The 20,057-nt window shown below is 59.4% G+C and carries 22 protein-coding genes; 2 read left to right on the forward strand and 20 right to left on the reverse strand.

From position 1 onward, the window contains the following. Positions 1 to 102: 102 nt before the first annotated feature. Positions 103 to 621, forward strand: a complete 519-nt coding sequence (locus tag K529_RS23415; RefSeq protein ID WP_157888507.1) for a hypothetical protein — start codon at positions 103 to 105, stop codon at positions 619 to 621. A 404-nt stretch (positions 622 to 1,025) separates the two neighbouring features. Here the strand turns inward: K529_RS23415 and K529_RS03820 are convergent, their stop codons facing one another. The 19 genes from K529_RS03820 to K529_RS03905 all read right to left on the reverse strand — a co-directional run bounded on the left by K529_RS03820 (position 1,026) and on the right by K529_RS03905 (position 17,700). Further along, positions 1,026 to 1,652: a hypothetical protein gene (locus K529_RS03820; protein ID WP_065317469.1), complete on the reverse strand. Its 627-nt coding sequence runs from the start codon at positions 1,650 to 1,652 to the stop codon at positions 1,026 to 1,028. A 179-nt stretch (positions 1,653 to 1,831) separates the two neighbouring features. Next, positions 1,832 to 2,047: a hypothetical protein gene (locus K529_RS03825; RefSeq protein ID WP_005624028.1), complete on the reverse strand. Its 216-nt coding sequence runs from the start codon at positions 2,045 to 2,047 to the stop codon at positions 1,832 to 1,834. A gap of 24 nt (positions 2,048 to 2,071) precedes the next feature. Continuing rightward, positions 2,072 to 2,902 carry a hypothetical protein gene (locus tag K529_RS03830; RefSeq protein ID WP_005634336.1) on the reverse strand — a complete coding sequence of 277 codons (831 nt, stop codon included), beginning with the start codon at positions 2,900 to 2,902 and terminating at the stop codon, positions 2,072 to 2,074. A gap of 7 nt (positions 2,903 to 2,909) precedes the next feature. Beyond that, a complete protein-coding gene (locus K529_RS03835; RefSeq protein WP_005634341.1) occupies positions 2,910 to 3,287 on the reverse strand; it encodes a hypothetical protein in 378 nt (125 codons plus the stop codon). Then, positions 3,287 to 7,810: a phage tail protein gene (locus tag K529_RS03840; protein ID WP_065317470.1), complete on the reverse strand. Its 4,524-nt coding sequence runs from the start codon at positions 7,808 to 7,810 to the stop codon at positions 3,287 to 3,289. The genes K529_RS03835 and K529_RS03840 overlap by 1 nt, the downstream gene beginning before the upstream one ends. Further along, positions 7,807 to 8,208 carry a DUF6950 family protein gene (locus K529_RS03845; RefSeq protein WP_227512326.1) on the reverse strand — a complete coding sequence of 134 codons (402 nt, stop codon included), beginning with the start codon at positions 8,206 to 8,208 and terminating at the stop codon, positions 7,807 to 7,809. The genes K529_RS03840 and K529_RS03845 overlap by 4 nt, the downstream gene beginning before the upstream one ends. Continuing rightward, a complete protein-coding gene (locus K529_RS03850) occupies positions 8,208 to 8,798 on the reverse strand; it encodes a hypothetical protein (protein WP_005650796.1) in 591 nt (196 codons plus the stop codon). The genes K529_RS03845 and K529_RS03850 overlap by 1 nt, the downstream gene beginning before the upstream one ends. Positions 8,799 to 8,800: 2 nt before the next feature. Further along, a complete protein-coding gene (locus tag K529_RS03855; protein WP_052699555.1) occupies positions 8,801 to 9,451 on the reverse strand; it encodes a hypothetical protein in 651 nt (216 codons plus the stop codon). Next, a complete protein-coding gene (locus K529_RS03860; RefSeq protein WP_046002805.1) occupies positions 9,451 to 12,009 on the reverse strand; it encodes a phage tail length tape measure family protein in 2,559 nt (852 codons plus the stop codon). The genes K529_RS03855 and K529_RS03860 overlap by 1 nt, the downstream gene beginning before the upstream one ends. Before the next feature lie 2 nt (positions 12,010 to 12,011). Next, positions 12,012 to 12,287, reverse strand: coding sequence for a DUF1799 domain-containing protein (locus K529_RS03865; protein ID WP_005651794.1), 276 nt, complete (start codon positions 12,285 to 12,287; stop codon positions 12,012 to 12,014). 77 nt (positions 12,288 to 12,364) lie between these two features. Next, positions 12,365 to 12,694 (reverse strand): hypothetical protein, encoded by a 330-nt coding sequence (locus K529_RS03870; protein ID WP_005651792.1) that lies wholly within the window; start codon positions 12,692 to 12,694, stop codon positions 12,365 to 12,367. A gap of 15 nt (positions 12,695 to 12,709) precedes the next feature. Next, on the reverse strand, positions 12,710 to 13,642 hold the full coding sequence (locus K529_RS03875) for a phage tail tube protein (protein ID WP_046002806.1): 933 nt from the start codon (positions 13,640 to 13,642) through the stop codon (positions 12,710 to 12,712). Next, positions 13,643 to 13,786: a hypothetical protein gene (locus tag K529_RS23420; RefSeq protein WP_009176313.1), complete on the reverse strand. Its 144-nt coding sequence runs from the start codon at positions 13,784 to 13,786 to the stop codon at positions 13,643 to 13,645. Beyond that, complete coding sequence (locus tag K529_RS03880; protein WP_005650023.1) at positions 13,783 to 14,214, reverse strand: phage tail terminator protein; 432 nt, start codon at positions 14,212 to 14,214, stop codon at positions 13,783 to 13,785. Before K529_RS03880 ends, K529_RS23420 begins: the two co-directional genes overlap by 4 nt. Beyond that, complete coding sequence (locus K529_RS03885) at positions 14,214 to 14,642, reverse strand: gp436 family protein (protein ID WP_005650021.1); 429 nt, start codon at positions 14,640 to 14,642, stop codon at positions 14,214 to 14,216. The genes K529_RS03880 and K529_RS03885 overlap by 1 nt, the downstream gene beginning before the upstream one ends. A 109-nt stretch (positions 14,643 to 14,751) precedes the next feature. Further along, positions 14,752 to 15,267 (reverse strand): hypothetical protein, encoded by a 516-nt coding sequence (locus K529_RS03890; RefSeq protein ID WP_005650018.1) that lies wholly within the window; start codon positions 15,265 to 15,267, stop codon positions 14,752 to 14,754. A gap of 11 nt (positions 15,268 to 15,278) precedes the next feature. Then, complete coding sequence (locus tag K529_RS03895; RefSeq protein WP_005650015.1) at positions 15,279 to 16,175, reverse strand: Mu-like prophage major head subunit gpT family protein; 897 nt, start codon at positions 16,173 to 16,175, stop codon at positions 15,279 to 15,281. 11 nt (positions 16,176 to 16,186) lie between these two features. Continuing rightward, on the reverse strand, positions 16,187 to 16,618 hold the full coding sequence (locus K529_RS03900) for a hypothetical protein (protein ID WP_005650011.1): 432 nt from the start codon (positions 16,616 to 16,618) through the stop codon (positions 16,187 to 16,189). Further along, complete coding sequence (locus K529_RS03905; RefSeq protein WP_040643310.1) at positions 16,618 to 17,700, reverse strand: phage protease; 1,083 nt, start codon at positions 17,698 to 17,700, stop codon at positions 16,618 to 16,620. Before K529_RS03905 ends, K529_RS03900 begins: the two co-directional genes overlap by 1 nt. A 287-nt stretch (positions 17,701 to 17,987) precedes the next feature. Here K529_RS03905 and K529_RS03910 point away from each other — a divergent pair, with 287 nt between their 5' ends. After that, complete coding sequence (locus K529_RS03910; RefSeq protein WP_005650006.1) at positions 17,988 to 19,580, forward strand: hypothetical protein; 1,593 nt, start codon at positions 17,988 to 17,990, stop codon at positions 19,578 to 19,580. A 2-nt stretch (positions 19,581 to 19,582) separates the two neighbouring features. On the opposite strand, the gene K529_RS03915 is transcribed toward K529_RS03910, so the two are convergent. Then, entirely contained in the window at positions 19,583 to 20,056 is a 474-nt protein-coding gene (locus K529_RS03915; protein ID WP_005650005.1) for a phage virion morphogenesis protein, read from the reverse strand. Position 20,057 lies beyond the last annotated feature (1 nt).

Genomic DNA, 20,057 nt, shown 5'->3' on the forward strand with positions numbered 1-20,057 from the left:
AGTCGTGCTTCATCCCACGATAGGGAAGGGGCGGGCCATAGCTACCACTCGATCCACCAATTTAAGACTGCGCTAACCCCAGTGCCTTAGAGACTTCTCCTTATGAGTGATTTTGAAACACGGCTTGCTGAGATTATTGGTCGTCCTAGTGGGCAAAGACCCTTCGTCTGTAGAGGTAAACCCGCCTCCTGCAGCGTATGGATTGTAGGGTATAACGCGGCAACCACTGGCGGTAACTGGTGGCGCTTTTGGTCAACTGATCACGGGTTTGATCTTGATGCATGGCGTAAAGACTATGACGACGAACGGGCGAGACGTGGCAAGGGGCCTTCGGCTACACGCCTTCGCATTGATCGGATCGCAGAACAAATACCGGGTGTATTGGAAACCAATATTTTCGCGACCCCCTCAACGTCCATGTCGAACATGCCGAAGAGCAGCACAGAGGCCTTCGACTACCTGCTTACGACACTTAATCCGAAGGTGATCATCGCTCACGGCGTGCCCGCAGCAAAGCACCTCACGAACTGGAAGGCCGGAAGGCTATTGACGTGCCGCCATCTGTCGCGGGCAGGCTATGCCCTTGTTGATGAAATGATCGAAAAGCTACGAGCCAACTAAGTTTGGCAATTCGAAATCAGTTGGCCCGAGTATAGGTGTCTGCCTAAATTTGACCGAACTTGGGTAGCAGGGGCGTTTGCAGCCTTCTCCGGAGTAAAATTCCCTACGGAGTAGTCGGTTGAACAGTATCGGAGTCAGCCTGATTGCTCTTTTCCGGTGAACTAGAATCGTGCCTTGTTAGCAGTGGGCGCGTATTTTGCTGCCCGCCAACTAGGAGATACACATGAATGATAAACCTCCCAAAGGCGAACCAACTGACAAAATCTCAATCAATTCGTCTCAACCTTCGCCTGGGACTACGGTCCTAACAGGGACCGGCCAACCCATCCCATGGGGTACCACTAACCCGTCTCCGGGCGAAACAGGTAAGAGTCCACCTCCGCCACCCAAACCCAAGAAGTGATCTAAGGGGCCACGCGTGTTTCAATCAGCTTAACTCGATTGGCCGGAATGATAGTTATTTGATTTCGCGCGTGGTCCTCAGTTTCCTCCCAGTTCTTACCACCTGAAGGCATCGTATGTGTGACATACATGGCTATGGATCCGTCTCCGCCTATTAAGCACGGACCGAAAGGGAAGTTCTTGAAGTCCCCGAGATTGGAGCAATAAAGGAATGGTCCATCATCAACGGCCACCAGCAACGTCGTAGGTTTGAAGTCCGAGCCGGTACGAATGGTGTCTAAAACCGTATGCAATCCATCCAAGTGATTTCCGCCAGTAGATTTCCACATTTTCGCGTAGCGCTTCATTCCGTCCCTTCGCCACCAGATGGCGATAAGCAGCGTCAGTAGCGCTGAAAGGCCTATCACGGCAATCTCAGGAAGCTGTTTGGACGAGAAATTGGCTAGAGATAGAAAATTGGCGGCGGTCTGAAAGAGTGCCGCGAAACACGCACTGAGGAATACTGTCTGCGTAGTGTTTTCTTCTTGAATACGCTCAACATAGGCGATGCGAAAACTCAGGTAGCCAATCGCAATCATCACCAGCAAACTGGTTTCGAAATCCAAGATACTTTGAATGTCACTCCACATCGGTCATTCCTCCTCGGTGTGTTGACCTCTTGTACTTATCAGGTTCTCTAACTGCTTTCAGCGATCTTGAAGCCTGTTGCAGTCGTTTTGAATTAATTGGCATTTCATAGGTTTGAGTTGATGACTGAAAAGGGGATTGAAGGGGCGTTTAAGCCCCCTCAAAGGCCCTTAAATAGCCCTTACGCTGAAGGTGTGCCGAGCTTCAGAACCGCTGTCAGATTGGTGACGAATGTGGCACCGCTTGCAGCGGCCATGCGCTTGAATTGGCGCATGTCCAAGCCATCCACGGTGTCAGGGATCGTATCGAGATCAGCGATGATCTGCTGCACCGCTGCGATCTGCGGGATGGTGGACACAAACGGCTCTTCAGATGGGGTTGGGGTGACTTCAGTCATATGCCAATTCTCCTGTGGCTTTGGTTAGATGTTACGCGCGACCATGACGGTCGTGTCGTGGAAGAATGCCCCTGCATACCCGACGTCTGGAACCAAACCGGGGCGCAGTTCGGCTATGGCGATGCGGTCCAAAAGGAACGTGGTGTCGTCGGTTTGGCGCAGCCTCGGCACCCATGCCGCCCCCGATCCCGTGTAGAGAAACGAGGTGTAATGCGGCGCGCAGACAAATGAGCCGGGCGCGGGGGAGCTGATGTTGTAAGTGCGGGTGGCCCCGTTTTCCAAAACAGCCACCATGTCGCTCTGAGACATGTAAAAATGCCCCGCGAGCGAGATCATTTTGGCGCGGCTGTCAAAGGCGACTGCGCCACTGGGCTTGCGGATTTGCATGCCGTAATTGCCGCTCAGATTGGCGGGCATATTGTCACCGGCCATCTTAAAGGGGAGGCCCGTGGCGTCTGTTCCAACCGCCCACATCATGACCCGTGGCCCATTGCTGGGATACCGGAACGGCACCCCCAACATGCCCCAAATGCCCTCAGTCGGCATTTTCACAAAGGGAAAGGTATTTAGGGGCCAATCGTCATTGCCGGTCAGGACACGGTGGATCTTATAGAGATCCTGCGACCGGCCCGTTGTGATCCACTTGGTGCCCTTTGCAATCTGCTCGAAGCGGGGCACCTTTGGGTTGCTGCCCCACGAGGTCGCCCAGTTGTAAAACAGATGTTTGTCAAACTCCGGGAGGCTGGGCAGAGTTGGCAGGCGGCGAGTGACGCCGCTGTCCATTTCAAAAAGAACGTCCTCATACTCGGTGATTGTTTCACCAAGATCGTTTTGCAGAGTGATCCCATAAGTCATTTCAAAACTACCTGTAGTGAATGCCCCAAGCGAACCAGAGAAACACCGCATTGGTGCCGTAGGTTTCCCCGGCCACTGCGCTCAGTTCCTTGGTGGAATTGTCCCAGTGCAGTGTCGGCATGGAGATTGGGTTGTAGAAGAACTCGCCACTGCGCGCGTCGGGGCCTGCATTTTCGCCATGTACGAAATTGTCATAGATGGTGTAGCGGAACCCCAGCGGGGCCATCATCAACGCCCCGCGGTTTTCATCAAAGTCCGGGAAGGTGCCTAGCGACCCGGTGAAGGTCGTAGACCACCCGATGCGAAACACCCGGCGCGGCAGGGTCTGCTGACCTTCCAGAACCAATGATCCGTCCGCATTCCTCATCTCAATTCCATAGGACATTAGGTGAGCCTCCCAATGACCACCCGCGCGACGTCGCTGCTGTCGAACACTCGGATACGGTCATCCTCAATTTCAACGCGCTCACCGCTGGTGGCGCTCTTGAAGTGACCGATGTTCGCAGAGACGGCCGACAGCTCATTGACGTCGATTTTATCGGCAGTCACCGCGCCCGTGGCGAGGCGATTGCTGCTGATCAGGGTAGAACCTTGCGGGCTGTAAGGGGCTGGCTGACTGGCGGCTCCGGTGGTTTCCGCAAGCTGAGGCTTGTGCAGAAACATCCAACTGTCGTTGCTTCCGGCGTTGGTGGCCATCTTGCGAATATGGATTGTCACATATGCCGCCCCCGTGGGCACCGCAGCCTTACCCCAAAGACGGGGCCACTTATCCGGGTTTCCGGAATCAGACATGGCAGTTGCGGTCGCCAGCACCGGTGTGTAGGACAGCACGTCGCCATTGTGGTTCCTGAACTCCATGCGCAGCGCAACAAGGCACCGATGCGCAGAGGCGTAAACGCTTGCCTCAACCCATCCAACGTTATCTGAAATCGAGACGCCGTATGCGGGAGCCACGCCGTTGACCATCACGGGGTGGTAGGTGATGTCGAGATAACCATCGGTGCCCGCACTTTGCTGATGCACCACCAAAGTCGGGTAGTATTTGCCTGCCCATGAACTGCCAGCCGCACGAATGCCGATAGAAGCATCTTCCCAACCACTTCCAAGACCGTCCGTGTTGCCCCAACCTTGCAGGCCATCCGCAAAATCCGTGTTGCCCAGAAGGTTCTTACCAAGGCCCACCACCAGCTTGTTGACCGACAGAGTACCTTCGGCCACCACATCGTCACCGATCAGCTTCAACAGCGATCCGCCGGACCCATCCGGGTTGGCGTAGCTGGTGGCTTGAATGCCGCTAATCCGGGTTTCGCCATTCACATCGACGGTTGTCGCGGTCAGGCCCGTCATCGCCTGCACCTTGCCATCTATTGTGGCCAGCGTGGTGCCCTGTTGCGTGACACTGCTGCTGATCCCGTCGATTTGCGACTGCTGACTGTTCAGCACTGAGGTCAGAGCGTCCACCGCTGTGGCGCGCGCTATCGCCTCATCAGTGACAGATGCCTGGACAAGAGCAATCTCAGGGATATCCGCAGCAAGCGGGGCCATCCGTACCAATACACGGGCAAACTGTGTTTTGCCGCCCGCCTTGGCACTATCGCCCCAAAGGCCAATCCAGTCAGACCCGCCACCGTTGGCAGTGGGCACATCGTAGTAGAAGCTGTACCACTTCCACCCCGCCTGAAGCGCGAAGGCTTGCCGACCACTGTTGCCTGTGTCGGAAGTGGAATAGGCGGCGATGAAACCGGCGGCTGCTCCGCTGTCAGCGGGCTTGGCCAGAATATCGACACGCACCCGGTTGCCGGAAAATTGCAGTGCCTGTTCTTGCGGGACCTCGATGCGCGCACCGTTGGTGCTACCTGCCGTATCGATTATTCCGGCGCTTGTTTCCGTTATTACTGACCCATCTTGGCCCAAAACCCCGGATCCGGTTACGGGTGTTTCCACGCTGCCGTTACCATCCAGCGAAGAAACGCCGCTAAGAATGCGCTGAAAATCTGTTTGCGTCAGATTCAGGTTCTGGATGGTCTGGGCGGCCACGGTGGCGCTGGTGGCTGCACTGGCCGCAGCATTTTCCGCATCAGATGCGGATGTCGCTGCGGTGGTTTGGGCCACCTCTGCCCCGGCGCGAGCTGTTTCAGCCGCCGTTTTTGCGGTTTGAGCCGCAGCCGCGCTTTGGCCTGCCTCGGTCTCGCTGACCCCTGCCACTGAGGCGGAGTTGGCCGCAGCACTGGCCGCGCCAGCAGCCCCCGCGCTTTCGGTCACATCCTCGATCAGGACGCGGGCGATTTCGATTTCAGCGGATGGGTTCTGATAGGATGTAATGAAATACGGAAATGCAAGCAGGTAGGCCGCATCATCCCCCGACATTGTGTATTCGCTGACAAAGGTCTCCCAAGTGTCCTGTGTCGAGAATGTCGCGGGTTGAAAGGAGTAACCCACATAACCATAATTCTCATCGAACTTGCGCCACTGCGAACCGAAATGCGTGCCCGCCCCAAGCGGACCGAGGTGACGCGCCACAATGGTCATACGGTACTTGCGCCCCAGAATGGGCGAGATATAGCCCTTGGGGGCTAGATGGGCGGTCTCCGCCAGATCCGCTGTCACCCATGCAACCCGCCCTTGCCCCGCCACATCGCGGAACCCAATGGCACTGGTCACCCCGCCCTTGGTGGCGGGATCACCGGAAAGCGCATGTGACCAATACCGATCATCGTCACGGAAATCGGAGGGCAGCAGGTCGATGGCTGTAGACACCACAACACCACGATGTTCAGCGGCACTGTTCTCGGCAGTCTCTGCCGCAAGCTGTGCGTCCTCTGCGGCTTGCGCGGCGATCTGCACGGCAGTGTAATCCACCGAAAGCGACGCCACCGCATTCGTGAGATTGTCCTGAACCGTCGCCGCATCCAGTAGCGCCTGCGAAGCGTCTTGCGCCGCCAAATCCGCCGCAGCCTGCGCGGTGTCGATGGCTTCGGTGACTTCATCCGCCAGATCATCAAGATCGATGCGGACATTGGGCGTTGTGACGGGCAGCCACCCAGACCAATTGGTTTGCCGGGTGGGTGCAATGGCTTTGCCGCGTACTTCATAGTCAGCATTCGGCTGCACCGGGTGGTGGCGATAGTTGCCGCCCGCGACATTGGTGGTGCTGACGGTGTCGGCCTCGGCTTCGGGTCGCCCCTGCACGCGGATCTGGAAGGTCAGGCCAGTGCAGGTGTCAGACAGCCGACCGTCCCAGACAATGCGGATTGCAGGCGCATGGGCCTTGCCATCCGCTGCCGTGATGGTCTCACCGGCAACGGCCAAGCCGACCACGCCCGCGTCGGTCACTGGGATCGGGCCGGTCGGGTGCGGTGTCTCCGGCAGCTCCAGCCCCGGATCCGGGTCAAAGTCTGTCGGGTCGGTTTCGCGCAACGAGAGGGAGACGTTCAGCGTCTGCAGATCATAAGCCGCCTCAGTGATGCGGAAGGTCTTGGCGTCGTAGCCGTAGTCCTGAAGGCTCAAATGCACATTCTGCAGCGGACGCAGGCGGGCGTATTCGCCGGGCAGGGGCAGGCGATGGGTTCGAAACCGGCGGTTTTCCCGCAAAAGCGCATCGGTGAGCTGGCGCGCTTGTTCGGCGCTGTAGACCATTGGCAAGTTCAGCTCGAAGAGCTTCTGGCGGCCATCCTCTGCGACCCACTCGTCTTTGACTATGGTTTCCAGCGTGGAGGCTTCCCACAAAGAGGCCGGGCTAGTGTAGGTCGTGGTGACCGCGTTAAAGGTGTTTTCAAGGCCAGGGAACGGGTCGTGCTGCCACGCCTGCGAGATCAGAACGTCATCATCCGAAATCGTGGCCGAGGCGGCAGTGGCGCTGCCGACAATCGGATACCAGTAGCCGCCGGTCTCGACGATCTGGGCATTCGCAGCGGAGAACAACTCTTCCAGAAAGTCGGCGGGGGCCTCTTCAAACTTGACCTCAAACCCCGCTTCAAACTGCGCGCGGCCAGTCCCTGCAATGCCCAGATCGCAAGCGTCCATGGCCTCGGCCCATTCGGCATAGGGCAGGTCTTCAGCCGGAAACCCACCGCCCCAGATATCGCCACTCGGTAGGGCGATGCCACGCAGGACATTGTAGGCAATGACCAGGGGATTGGTGGTTTGATCCCAGCTTGCCGGATCGTTGAACCGGTGGGAGCCGTTGCCGCCCATGGTGCTGTCTTTGCGGATGTCATAGAGCGGCGGGCCATCCAGTTCGAAAGCATAATTTGGCACGCCGCCGGGATAGACGTGGTCATTGCGATGGAAATAGAGCACCGCGTAGCAGGTGCCGGTCAGGATGTGATCGGGGGTCCATGGCCGGTTGGCAGCGCCGCCGCGCCAGCTCACCAGATTGTTATGCGCGGTTGTTTGCGTTCCGTCATAAAAGGCGATGTAGCCGTAAACGATCCCATCGGCAGTTTTTGTAAGGATGGGGTAGCTGCCGCCGCTATCTTGTGGACCAAGTTCGGCATAAACCCCGTCGATAATCAAATGGCGCAGGGTAGCGCCGGGCAGATCACCTAGTTCGACAACATGCGCGAGCCACTTGTTGTTTTCATTAAAGCTGCATTGATAGACCAGATGTCCGCGTGTCGCGAAACGGCCCAGCACGGTGGCCTGCGGCTCGGTCCCGCCGCTGGTCGTGTGGGTGGACTGAATGCCGGGGGTCTTTTGCTTGCGCTTGCGCAGCTTGGCCACCAGCAGCGAGATCCCGGCTTTGACCAGCGAGCGCAACAGGGCCGAGGCCAGCGTTGCCAAGACCGACCCACTCGCAAAGAACGAGCTGACGGCCGCGACGATTGCGCTAATGGGATCGGCTGCCGCAGGGGAGGCCAAAAGCACCAGAGAGAGGATCAGATACAGGCGTTCAAACAGGCGCTTCATGGGCGGAACACCCGCTCGGCTTTGCACCGGCTCAGAACGCTCGGCCCGGCCAGCGTGAGGACATGAACCTGCGGCCCGCCAATGATGCCGAGGATGACCTCAGACCCATCGCTGAGGGCGGCAATATCGCCAAGCGCTGCGTCGGCGGTGTCCACCTCCGGCATGTAGCTGGCAGCAAGCGCAGCAAGGTCGCGGTAGCCTTTGGCGCGCAGGGCCTCTTTGCCTTCCTGCAGCGTGGTGTACTCAATGCCAAGCCGGGCGCGGATGTCGGTTCCGGTCACCAGCTTGTACCAGCCGTGGGCATAGTTGGCGCAATCCACCCAACCGGGGCGAAACCCACTCCAGCGCAGGCGCACACCGCGCAGGTAGTGCAGCAGCATCTCGGATCTGTCTTGCATCACATCCCCCATGGCACGGTCCATTGACCGGTGATGTCGATGTATTCGCGGCCCCGATCATCCGGGTTGCGGCGTTTGAGTTCGGCGCTCGAGCGCTTCAGTGGCAGCCCAAAAGTCAGCATGCGGGCATTGGTGACCATCACCAATTCGGTGTAGCTGGCGTCGCCTTGTTTGCGCTCTTCGGGGGCCTGATTGAGAAACCCTTTGAAGCACCGCACGGGGGTGCCAAGCGGAGCGCCGCTGTCGATGTCGAGCGGGCAGGAATGGATCTCCACCCGCGCCAAACGTGGCTCGTAGGTCTGCATCAGGGTTTTCACCTCTTCGGTGAAGGGCGGCAGTTTTACGCGGTAGTTGCGCACCTGAAACCCCGGCTCCACGATGATCGGCGGCACGTCGATCACCTGACCCGCGCCAAAATAGGTGCGGATCTCGCCATCGATCAGAAAGTCTTGGTGATCATCGCCAGACCAGAAGCCGATCACCTCGGGCAGGCCGGTCTCGCGGTTTTTGGCCTCAATCCACAAAAGGACGCGCGCGTCGGTGCCGCGCCGCTCTTCCAGTTGGCCCTGTGTGACTGCGTCGTACTGCATGTTTACCTCAGCGTCTGGGTCCACTCGAAGGAACCGCCCTCACTCAACCGCGCGCGGCTCTGCCCATATTCAGCGTTGGCAATGCGGGCTTTCAGAACCGGCACGCCAAGCGTGACAGGGCGGCCCACCTGCGCGCCGGGGCGGATGAAGGGAATAACCTCGATGTCGCTGGCAATGCCGGTAACACCGGCCTCAGCCCCGACCACCACGCGGTGGTAGGCATAGCGGGTGGGGGTGGCGCCATAGGTGAAGCCGAGCAGATCCCCGGCGGCGATCTTGTAGTTTGCAGGCAGGCCTGAGAGGTCCAGCTCGCGGTTATTGGCGGCAAGGTTGGCAATCTGCGGATTAGAGGTTCCGAGGATTGCGAGCTGCGGATCAAAGCGGGTTCCATTGACGCGGGTATCGCGCAGCAACAGGCTCGCGCCGGGTTGCTCCAGCAGGGCGAGCTTGGCCTCAATGGCGGCCCAATAGGTGTGGATCTCTTTGTCCAGAACAATGCGCCCGCGCCACAGCCGCGTGCCCATGCCGTGCGAGATCACCTCACCGCCGCCGGTCTCGGAGCTGGTCTCAGCCCGACCGAGGCGGCAACTGATTTTCTGAATCGGAAGGCCTTCGAAAAAGCTCTCCAAGGGAAGCGGCCAAGAAAGCGCCATCAGCCTACACTCCACGGGTCGTTTAAGTTGCGATTAAAGGCCTCGCCGGAATGCTCGCGGTCGTAATTCTGGTTCACTTCAACTGCGGTCTGGCGGGATTGCTCCTCAACCACGACCCGGAACAGCGGGCTGGGTTCAATGCGGACGCGCGACATGCCCGGTGCTTGTGACGATCCCCCGGCACTCACGGCGGGCAACACCGGCGGCGCGGCGAAGGCCCCGCCATTTGCAAAGGCAGGCAATGCAGCGGGTAAGAGCGACCCGGCGTTGATCGCTTCCAGAAGGTGGCGGTGCTTGCGGGTGGCTTTGGCGTTCACAAAGAACTCGCCGGGGCTGGCTAGGACCAGCTCCTGATCGCTGCGATCACCGCCCCGGCCTGTGATGATGCCGCCATCTGCGCGCTTCAAAAGGCCCCCGATAAAACCGCCGGTCTCATCCGTGCCAAAAGCCCCGGCCAGCGGGCCTTCGCCCAGCAGGCTGGCCTGCAGGATCGCGGAGAGGATGGACGCCTTGACCCGGTCCCATGCATCGGCGGCAGCATCGCCACTGGACACCAGAGCCGCGCTCACGTCCTGCATGGTCTCGCCCAAGTAGCTGCCCAGCTCGCGGGTCTGTTCAATCGCCTTTTGCTCTTCCAGCCGCTTGCTGATGATCTTTTCCAGCGCCTCGCGTTCGGCATCGGTTGCGGATTTCATGGTCTCGCGGAAACGGATCATTTCCTGCTGAACCGGATCTGTCTCGCGCAGGATCTCCAGCCGTTCCCGCTCGCGTTGCATCAAGCGTTCAATGGCCTCGCGTTCGCGGTCGGCGGATGAGGCGGATCTGCCCCCACCAGACCGGCGGCTTCTGGGGTTGGGCGGCAACACCACACGCGGCAGGCCTTGGTCTTGGTAGACGTATTCCTTATTGCCCGAGCCGGGGCTTTCCCCGCGTGGATCATGAAAATCTGGGTTGGCTTTGGCGGCGGCCATAATCGCCGCCCCTTTTGCTGCCAGCAGTTCATTCTTGAGGCGCTGCGCCTCGCCAGCGGCCAGCGCGATGTTGCCTGCCATATCGACGCCTGCAACGCCGTTGGCGGCATCCCAAGCGGCCATCATCTCCTTTTTGAGTTCTTCTGTGATTGTCAGCTCTTCAACGCGCTGTTCGAACAGCTCGCGCTCGGCCTGAAGGCGCAGCTCTGCCACTTCCACGCTGCCCTCGCCGCTGGTGCGGATGGCCTCGTTAATTTCGGCCTCTAGCTGAAGCTGCTCAATTGTGGACCGCGCGGTTGCTTCGACTTCAGCCAGCTCGGCGCGCACCTTTGGGGTGTTCTTCAGCAGCCCTTCCCAAAGATCCAATCCGGCCTGCTTTAGGTCGTTTAGTGGTTTGACCGCTGTGCTCTCAAAGGCTTCTAGCTCCTGAATAAGCGTCGCCAAACCGTCGTAGAACTCGGCTTGGCGCTTAGACAGGTTTTCAATGCCGCCGCTGGCTTCCAGAAGGATATCGCGCAGGTTGTAAGCGGCCTTTAGGCGCTTCGCTTGATCCTCTGACTGTTCCAGAATTTTGAGGTTTTGGTTGAGGGCGGTGCCAAGCTCGCGCGCGTCATTCGTGGCAGCCTTCAGCCCAAGAAAGTTGGCGCTGGCTGCAAAGCTGTTGCGATCCCGCAAGCCGCGCGCTTCTGTCACCAGTTGCCGAATGCTCTGGGACGTCTCGTCAATGTTTCGCTGTGCATCGATCTTGGCGAGGGCCGCCAGATCAGCCAACACCATGCGCAACTGGGGCGAGGCCGATCCGAACTTTTCGATCATATCCGAGGCACTTTGAAAGGCGTCTTTCTGGCGGTCGCCAAACGCGTCCACTGCATCGCTCAAAGCCTTCAGGCGGTCTTCAAAGGTTTCGGCCTCTTCGCCAGCCTTGGAAAGCCATTGCACCGCTGCCGCGCCCGCAGCGACGGAGCCGATTGTCAGGAGGTTCAGCGGCGAGACCATATTCATGACGGCCTGCCGGGTCGCGCTTAGTGCCGCCGCCGCGCCCCGGTTGCCGAACACCTGCGTGATCTGTGTACCCTGCTGAATGGCAAGTTGCATCGGGCTTTGGCCCGCCGCCATCATGACGCCGATGTCGTTAAACTGTGCGGTGAGGTTGGCAGCACTTCCTGCGGCGAGCTGTTGGCTTTCGTCAACGTCTCTCAGGCTCGCAAACCACGTTGCGGCGCGGTTGCGCGCAACCGCCAATTGGCCGCTGAATGACCTGATCTCCTGACCATAGGATTTAAACGAGCTGGTCGAGCGTTTCAGCCCATCAAGCGCGCTTTTCTGGCTCGCAGCTTGCTTAACCCACACGCGCGATTGAGCGTCTGCCAAAATGGTTGTTTGCGACAGGTTTTGGTTTAGGCGGGTGACTTCATTTGCAACTGATGACGAAAACGCGCCCTGCATTGTGCGACGGAGCTGAGAGCTTGACTGATTGACCTTGTCGGTGGACGTGACCAGTTTCGCCTGTTCTGCACGAAGGCGTTGGAACTCCGACTTAGCGTCGGAGCCATCCATCAAGATCTCGCCTTGCACGACAAACGTCATGATTACCTCTCATTCAGCGCGGTTCGCGCTGCGTCCTCGATGATGCGAAGGCCCACCCAATCGGTGGGCGTGAGGGTCAGGCCCTCAAGCCTGAACGCGGGTTCTGCAGCGGCGTAATCAAGGCCGACCCAGAAGCGGCTGCCATCGGCCTGCGCCAGAACGCGCCACTGTGTCTGAATGGCAAGGAATGCGAGCAGTGCCGGGCGATTGCAGCCCCAGATCGCGGCCTTGTCTTGGTCTTTGGCCGACGCGGCGGTGTTGAGCCTGAGGCCGAACAATGCCGCGTCGTCTTTGGTCTCTTCACTGCGCTTGGCAGGGAAGAGGGAGCCGGTCGCCCAAGCGCGACCGGCCCACCTCAGTTTCCCGAGCGCTGATCCGTGACGCCATCGTAATACGCCGCAATAAGAGCGATCCGCACATAGGGCAGTTTGAGGATCTTTTCGCGGATCTCGTCGCTGTAGGGGATCACCTCGCCTGCGGTATTGGCGAGGTCTTCCATGCCCGCGAGCATCTTGCGCAGCACCTTTTTGACCTCGGCGGCGTTTTGCAGAGGCACACCCTCGATGACCTCATCGTCCACCACGTTAAACGCGGCTTTAAAGGTCTGTTCCTCATGGCCTTCGCCCTTGGGAACCTTGACCTTCACAGTGCGGGTGAAACTCGGGGTTTCTTCTACGTTGAACATGATTGAGCCTCTGGATCAGGTGAGTGTCAGGGTGAATTGGTCGTTGCCAGCCTGCGGCAGCGGGACCAGACGCAGCGGCCATTCCTTGACGTTCTGGGCGGTGGACAGCCCCTGCGGGCGCTGCATCTGCGCGGCGGGCACATCGAGCGTGGCAATCTTGCCCGCGCCGGTGCCATGCGTGAGCTGCAGGGCGGTGGCGCTTTGATCGAGCGCGCGCTGGAACGGGTCAAAGGTCGCAAGCTGAACCGCCTCGACGGTGGTCTCGATGCTCTCTTGCCGGTCGCCAAGTTTGACCTCTTCACGACCAACCAAGAACCGGCCCTCGATCTGGTTGCCCAGATCCATCTGGAACGAGCGCATCACCAGATCCACCCCGTCGATCTGGAACACGGGCGTATTGCCCATGGTGACCACCTGCGGCACGGTCCACGGGGTCAGATCGGCGGTGGGGTAGGCCGCATCTGTCGGCTTCACAAAGAGGCCTTTGAAGGTGAACCGCAGTTTTGGAACAGCCTGCGCCTGCAGGTCCAAGCGCACATTGCCCCGCGCGCCGAGGATCACGTAGCGGGTGGCGTCGATATGCAAATGAACCGTCGCGCTCTCCGGCGATTGCGTGATCGGGTTATAGATCACGGACGTGCCCGCGTTGATGGTTTCGGCCAAGCCGCAGGCGCGCAGCAGCGATCCCCATGCGGGGGGCGTGCCAGCCACGCCAGATGGGGCAAGTTCCACATCAAACGTGATTTCGCTCATCAGCTCGGTCGGGATCGTCGCGTCCGCACCAAAGTAGGGCCGTTCCAGATCCCGCGAGACGTCCGTGCCCTCCATGGGCTTGAGTTGCACATCCTGCGCGAGAATGGCGTTCGCGGCCCCGCTGGGGGCGGCGTCGGTGCCATAGGTCGCCTCGGTTTTGACCAAGAGAACCTTTTGCTTCCAGTTCAGGGACATTTAGGTCTCCTTCTTTTCCGTGGGCGCTGCAGCGCTGCGCGGGGGCTTTGGCTTGGTGGCCTCGGTTTGCTTCAGATTGCCGCTGGTCTGGACGACATAGCTGCCACCGGACGTCGGGAGCTTGGGCTTCTTGGGCTTGGTCATTGCACCGTGATCCTCAGTTGGTCGTTGATGGAAAATTCAATCATGTAGAAAAGCGCGCCGCCGCTGATCCCGGCGACATTGCCTTGGCGCAGCTCAAAGACGCCAAACGCCGATCCGGGCGACCAACCGGCCAAGGCCTCCATCACCTGCTGGATTGAAGGGCGTAGCTTTTCGAGAGCTTGCGAGCCGGTTTGGTCGTAGGACCGGGCCACCAGCAACACGCCGATGGTCTCGACATAATCCTGCATAAAGATGCCGGTGGCGTCGGGGGCGCGGCGGCCCTGCAAGCCAATCGGCACCACAAAGGCGGTGGAGTTTTGCGGGATCCCGCGATCCTTCAGGAGCTTGGTCAGGTCCACGGATGTCTCGATCCGGCCCGCAAATTCGCTCAACCGGGTTTCAAGGCGCTCTTTGACAGCATCCAGCATCAGATCCACCCCTTGAGGCTGTCTTGCGTCAGCGGGCGCTCGCGGTCGGTGGTCATGACGCCCTGACTGCTGTTGGTCTTGGGCGTGACACCGGCCACGTCCAGAATGATGATCCCCTTCGCGATGTCGCGCAGTTGGGTCATGGCTTCGCGGTATTCGGCCTCGATCTGTTTCGGGGCCTCGTAGAGGTGCATTTTCCAGATGGCGATTGCGCGGCTCAGAGGCGGAACCTGCGCGGGCACCTCAGACAGCGGGAGCTGATAGCGCCCTTTCAGAAAGCCATCGATCACCGCGTCGGCTTCGGCAATGGCTTGATTGACCGTGTCCAGATCCACCAAGCCGGTGGCGGCGTCGCCCCGATCCGTCAGGGCGATCAACATGTTTTCACCATAGCGATCGATCAGCTCGTCAAGGGATGTGTAGGTCATCTGCCAGCGCTCCGGAGGGGGTGAAACGGCCCGGCGACGCGAGGATCGCCGCCGGGCCAAGGCTCCGTTTGCCGGAGCGAAAGCGGCTCTTGGGGCAGAGCTGGCCGCTTTATTTGTCCACGCCTTCGACGTGATAGGTGGTGATCAGGCGGGGTTCAGCCTTGAGCGCCAGCTCCTCGGCCTTACTCAATTCATCGAGCGGGATATCGATGGGCTTGGGGCCAAACCGGCGGCCTGCGCGTCGGAACCCCTGTTGCGGTCCCAGAACCCGCAGAAACTTGCGGCCATGAAACTCAGGCGGCGTTGCGTCTGCGGTTGCCGTGGCCTCGCCTGCATCGGTGATTGTCACATCACCTGCAGACATGGCCGCCTGAATGAGAGCGCCCTCAAAAGGGTTTTTCTCACTGTCACCGGCTGGTGGCGTGACGGTGTCAGCCTCGCCCCCAGAGCCGGGGGCGCTGGTGTCGCCGCCGTTGTCCTGGTCTTCGCCGGTATCACCGCCACCAGAGGCCGGTTTCGCCTCGGCCTCTGCGATCAGTTCCTTGAGCTTGGGGGTCGAGAGGTTCGCCGCAAACTCAAGGTTCAACTCCTGCGCGCGGGCCTTGAGATCATCACGTTCACTCATCGGTCAGCTCCTTATGCCAGCCACGGAGTGACGAGCAGCTTGGCGGTGCCCTTCCACTCGTTGGTTTCGCCGCCTGCGCCCATCTCGTTATTCAGCAGCTTGAGCGCGGCGCTCTCATTGCTCGGCCCGACGATCAGCAGGGACGGGCGGATGCCCAGCGGGCGACCGTGATCGCCTTTCATGCCAGACAGTGCCGCGCGCGCCTTTTGATAGTTCGCGGCGTTGAGCGGTTGCTTCGAGCCCCATGCCATCTGCCAGAAGCCAAAGCCGGTATTGAACCGGGCGTCCGCGCCGTAGATGAACTCCTTGTTCATGAACACATTGGTGTCCGTGAGGTTGTCCATATTCACGAACTCGAAATCCTTGCGGCGCTGCAGGATGATCGGCTTCAACGCGCGGGTGTCGTCGATCAGGAACCACGGCTCACCTGCGCCGCCATCGGTATTGGCGACCGAGACCTCGTTGCCGCTTTCATCCAGAACCGGGTGGTCGGTGTCGAAGAACGGCTGGCCATCATAGCAGTTGAGGTCGAAACCCTTTCGCAGGGTGTCGCCAAAGACCAGAAGGTCTTTTTTCGCCCCTGTCGATGCGCCCATCTCGCTGAACAGCGGCGCATAGATGCCAAGGTTGTCGGTCTCGATATCGTCGCGGTCCACCCCGATGGTGAGTTCCCACGGCTTTTCCGCAATGGAATAATCGTGCTGGCTGAGGTTCTGGATTGCACGTGAGCCGATCCATTCCCGCACATTCGGCAGTTTGCCGAGCCAGCCGTATTTTTGCTCCTTCGTCATCGAGGGAACTTCGGTGGCGACGCTGGTCCAGTCGGATGAAGCCTGCCCCAGACCGTTCTGGAAGTGCTTCTTAAATCCGACGCGGAGCGCCGCAAGATTTGCTGCGTTTACGAGCATATTTAGTCCTTTCAGGAGGCTTTGGTCAGCGCTTCGTCAAAGCGGACCCAGACACCGTCCGCGTCCACACCGTCGATGATCCCGGCAGGCGAGCGGGTGCCGGTGCCATCGGTTTTGGCGACGGTCTGGTCATCCACGGCATAGGCGAGAGACCCGATGTCGGCGTGGGTGATTTCGTCAGCGGCGGCGGAGTTGGCGAATTTGTAGATGCCGCGGCGGTAGGTTAGCCCTTCCTCACCATCTGCGCCGATACGGTTGTCGATACGCTCTTCAGCACGGCCCACGCCGACCATGCCGGTCGCGGTGTGGCCTTCGTGAAGATAGCCATCGGCAGCGCGCAGAACGATTGCACCGGCATAGATCAAAGACCCGCCTGCCACGAAACCATGACGCTTATCGCCATCAAGGCGGGGTGTGTTGCGATCACTGGAAAGAACAGTCATCAAAAGCCCTCCTGCGCTTTGCGCTCTTCATCGAGAACGGTTTGATAATCCTCGGCAGACAGGCCCAGCAGCTTGGCCGCTTGGGACTGCTCTGCGTTCATCGCGATGGAGCCATCGGTGCTGGGCGGGGTGAGATGGGCCACATGCACGCCGTTCAGCATGGGCATGCCTGCGATTTCTTTCTCGACGCGTTCGGGGTCTTCTTGGTGCATCGAGATGTAGTGATCGCGCAGCGCCTTCGGGATGAACCGACCCTTTTGGATCTCGCCATCTACAAAGGCCTCGGCCTTGTCTTTTGATGCGCCCCCCTGCAGCCCGGCGATCTGTTCTGCCTGCGCTGCGATGGTGTCCTGCATTTCCGTCAAAGCGGATTGCAGCGCGACCGCGTCCGGCGCACCGACTGCGGTTGCTTTGGCGGCGGCCACCACATCACCACCGGCATCGACGCCGAGGATGGTGGCGACCTCATCAAGCTGCGACTGCGCGGCAGTCGCACCACCGCCATCTTCTTTCAGCTTATTGACCGCAGTCGCGACCTGTTCCTCGGTCGCATCCGCGCCGAGGTCCAACACGCCCGCGAGTTGTTTCAGAAACGACATGCGTTCCTCCTCTTCGAAGTTGAGCGCGGCCAGCCCGCGCAGGTTTTGACGATTCACAAGGGAAGCATTGAGGATCGCGACCACGCGGTTGCTGCCGGGGTGAGCGAGGCGGAAGACTGGTGAAATCCGGCGATAGGCTTGATCTGCAACCAAGCGCGCGCCTTCTTTCGTCCAGCGGACTTTGCCCCAAATGCCATCCTCGCGGGCCTGCATCTCAACAATCCAGCCACGGGCAGGGGCTTCGCCTCCGGCTTTGGCGGCGGTGAAGGATGCGTGGTTGACGTCGATCTCAATCTCACCGCGCGCGGCGAAACTTGCCTCGATCACGGCTTGTGGATCGGTGACCTCATAGGGGCCGCGCGCGTCGAAAGTCTCAAAGCGCCCGGCTGGAGTCAGTTGGATCCATTCAGGAACCTCCGCCCCCTCTGGGGGGGAGGGGAGGTCCTGTGCGGCCATCATGGCGATATGCGATGCTCTGCTCATGACAGCTAAGTTGCCAGAGCTGAAAAACGAAAAACGCCCCCAAGGATTTGGGGGCGTGATGTTCCTCGAGCTACTCAGGGACTGGAGTGAATGTGATTGCAAACCCCGTTTGGGTCAATCTTCATTCCGTCGGTATCCAACATATTGCCTGAGGTTTGCAGGTTATGCTTGTTAATACGGATGCTGAAATACCCGTCCCGAAACAGCTATCACAAACCCATCTCCATTTATGCTTGTAAGATAGTGGTACTCCGAACATTCTGCTCCGGGCAGAGGGAAGGTAAGACGTGCATTTGATATTTGTTGGCGCAATTGTCGCGTCTGTGATTGCGGTTCTCGGGGTATTCAAACCTGCCGCGTGGATCTGGGCACTGTCGCTTCTGTGGATTTTTCTCTTTGGCATTTTGAATTACGATCATCGCCGCGACCGGGTATCGATCCTGAACGGGCTGAAACGGCGGGACAATGCGCTGGCCTATACCCGGCTGGTGGATTGGATGCTGGGCGGGTTGCGGCGGATGCTGTCACCCACGGTTGCGGTAGATAGTCCGATGCCTACCAAAGGTTGGTTCTCAAAGCTCGGGTGGTTTTTGACTCCTCGGGCACGCGATCCGAATGACCTTAAGCGCCTGCAGGCCAACACTCTGTCGTGGCCGGTGATGGATGCGGCATTGAAAATCGCCGTGATCTACCCGCTTTTTTTGCTACTCTTGCAGTGGGGTGTCACGGGGGCGGACACGGGCATTGGTACGGTGATTGTTCTTGATGCGGAAGGCCGTAGCTGGCTGCGTGCTGCGGCGATAGTTCCGGTTGCCGCATATTTGATTGCTCGTAAGCTGGCGTCATCCAATCAATCGCGTGTCTTCGAAAATGCGACTGATTGGCTATATTTTATGGTATCCGCACTCGCACTCGCGGTCGCGGTCGTAGTCTCATACACGTCCGCAGACGCTGGCGTACTCGCACTCGCATTCGCACTCGCAGGCGCACTCGCATTCGAAGGCGCATTCGCAGCCGCACTCGCATTCGCGCTCGCACTCGCATTCGCACTCACAGTCGCATTCGCAGGCGCACTCGCATTCGTAGGCGCAGGCGTATTCGCATTCGCATTCGCAGTCGCATTCGCATTCGTCACCGGATATGGCTGTGCAAAAGGAAGAGGTGGGTTCAGCTACGTGCTTCTCATCATGGGGCTGTGGGGCAGCTTCGTCGCAATTTGTGCCTTCACAACCAATCCAGCGCCATCAGAGCGCCGTGTCCTTGTTTTTGCCATTGGTCTGTTGCCTTTGATCAATGCCGTATTTGATTATCTGTCATATGGCATCACCTTGGGGTTGATCCGTTACGGGCGCGGTCAGCGCAATTTTCTGACTGGGTTGATCTGGGTTCTGGACGGGCTGGTTGCAGTAATGTTGCTGATTGGACTGGGGCTAGGCCTCACCGGGACCATCGCACTGATCAACCATCTGGCCGGGCAGGAGTTCATCGCCCTTCGTCCGATCTTTGACGATCTGAAAACCCCCGAGGGGCGCGCAGGCTATACTTGGCTCATCCTATCCCTGCTATCGACGCTTGTGCCGACTCTGGTGCATCTGGTGCTGGTCTTTCTCTCGGCCTTCACTTGGGTGCCTCAGCGCTTCAAACTCTGGATCGCGCGGGGGATCGAGCAGGATGAGACCGGCGATCTGGCCACATTGGGCAGCAGTGCTGCCGCCGCTACGCTTGGCGCGCTCTGGGCAGCGCTGGTGACCTGTGGGCTGTGGGGGATCTTGCTGTTCCTCACGATCTATGTGGAACCTGCGGGGCTGGGGATCCTGCGGATCGTCGAAAATATAGCGCTCTGGTTTGGTTGGGTGGAACCTACAACAATGTTGATTTAGGTTTACGCCAACCACTCCTCCAGTTCCTCCACGATCGCGCTGCGGTCCTCATCAGACACCCCAAGGAACGGACGGGCTGGAATGTTGCCCCAAGGCAGCGGGCCACCCTTTGAGCTTGAACCAAACGCACCCTGCCTTGCCCCAAACTGCATGACCGCCGCTTGGATTGTATTACTGCCCCACGTCAGCCCATCGGCGCTGGCTTGATAGTTGAGCTGCTGGCGCATCTCGCCGCTCTTGTTCAAGGGTTGCGCCCCGTGTTTGATCTTCAACGCGAAATACCGCGCCAATGTGGTTTCCGAGCGCGGCGCGAAGGGGGTTCCGTCTGGCTGCTGACCTTTCAACATGCGGTCTTGGGTCGATTGCACCAGGAACTCGCCCAGATCCTGCATCACCGGCGACATGTCATCGAGCTGCGATTGAAGCTGCTTCAGGCGCAGCTGCAACCCCTCGTCATTGAATTTCAGGGTGTACATG

This window comes from Tritonibacter mobilis F1926, assembly GCF_000376545.2.
Lineage (GTDB): Bacteria > Pseudomonadota > Alphaproteobacteria > Rhodobacterales > Rhodobacteraceae > Epibacterium > Epibacterium mobile.

What these genes read in the sequence shown, in the direction of transcription:
- K529_RS03820 (WP_065317469.1), bottom strand. Translation starts at nt 1,652, where the DNA reads ATGTGGAGTGACATTCAAAGTATCTTGGATTTCGAAACCAGTTTGCTG.
- K529_RS03890 (WP_005650018.1), bottom strand. Translation starts at nt 15,267, where the DNA reads ATGAGTGAACGTGATGATCTCAAGGCCCGCGCGCAGGAGTTGAACCTT.
- K529_RS03875 (WP_046002806.1), bottom strand. Translation starts at nt 13,642, where the DNA reads ATGTCCCTGAACTGGAAGCAAAAGGTTCTCTTGGTCAAAACCGAGGCG.
- K529_RS03830 (WP_005634336.1), bottom strand. Translation starts at nt 2,902, where the DNA reads ATGACTTATGGGATCACTCTGCAAAACGATCTTGGTGAAACAATCACC.
- K529_RS03905 (WP_040643310.1), bottom strand. Translation starts at nt 17,700, where the DNA reads ATGAGCAGAGCATCGCATATCGCCATGATGGCCGCACAGGACCTCCCC.
- K529_RS23415 (WP_157888507.1), top strand. Translation starts at nt 103, where the DNA reads ATGAGTGATTTTGAAACACGGCTTGCTGAGATTATTGGTCGTCCTAGT.
- K529_RS03870 (WP_005651792.1), bottom strand. Translation starts at nt 12,694, where the DNA reads ATGTTCAACGTAGAAGAAACCCCGAGTTTCACCCGCACTGTGAAGGTC.
- K529_RS03855 (WP_052699555.1), bottom strand. Translation starts at nt 9,451, where the DNA reads ATGGCGCTTTCTTGGCCGCTTCCCTTGGAGAGCTTTTTCGAAGGCCTT.
- K529_RS03880 (WP_005650023.1), bottom strand. Translation starts at nt 14,214, where the DNA reads ATGCTGGATGCTGTCAAAGAGCGCCTTGAAACCCGGTTGAGCGAATTT.
- K529_RS03825 (WP_005624028.1), bottom strand. Translation starts at nt 2,047, where the DNA reads ATGACTGAAGTCACCCCAACCCCATCTGAAGAGCCGTTTGTGTCCACC.
- K529_RS03895 (WP_005650015.1), bottom strand. Translation starts at nt 16,175, where the DNA reads ATGCTCGTAAACGCAGCAAATCTTGCGGCGCTCCGCGTCGGATTTAAG.
- K529_RS23420 (WP_009176313.1), bottom strand. Translation starts at nt 13,786, where the DNA reads ATGACCAAGCCCAAGAAGCCCAAGCTCCCGACGTCCGGTGGCAGCTAT.
- K529_RS03835 (WP_005634341.1), bottom strand. Translation starts at nt 3,287, where the DNA reads ATGTCCTATGGAATTGAGATGAGGAATGCGGACGGATCATTGGTTCTG.
- K529_RS03885 (WP_005650021.1), bottom strand. Translation starts at nt 14,642, where the DNA reads ATGACCTACACATCCCTTGACGAGCTGATCGATCGCTATGGTGAAAAC.
- K529_RS03900 (WP_005650011.1), bottom strand. Translation starts at nt 16,618, where the DNA reads ATGACTGTTCTTTCCAGTGATCGCAACACACCCCGCCTTGATGGCGAT.
- K529_RS03860 (WP_046002805.1), bottom strand. Translation starts at nt 12,009, where the DNA reads ATGACGTTTGTCGTGCAAGGCGAGATCTTGATGGATGGCTCCGACGCT.
- K529_RS03915 (WP_005650005.1), bottom strand. Translation starts at nt 20,056, where the DNA reads ATGTACACCCTGAAATTCAATGACGAGGGGTTGCAGCTGCGCCTGAAG.
- K529_RS03845 (WP_227512326.1), bottom strand. Translation starts at nt 8,208, where the DNA reads ATGCAAGACAGATCCGAGATGCTGCTGCACTACCTGCGCGGTGTGCGC.
- K529_RS03850 (WP_005650796.1), bottom strand. Translation starts at nt 8,798, where the DNA reads ATGCAGTACGACGCAGTCACACAGGGCCAACTGGAAGAGCGGCGCGGC.
- K529_RS03840 (WP_065317470.1), bottom strand. Translation starts at nt 7,810, where the DNA reads ATGAAGCGCCTGTTTGAACGCCTGTATCTGATCCTCTCTCTGGTGCTT.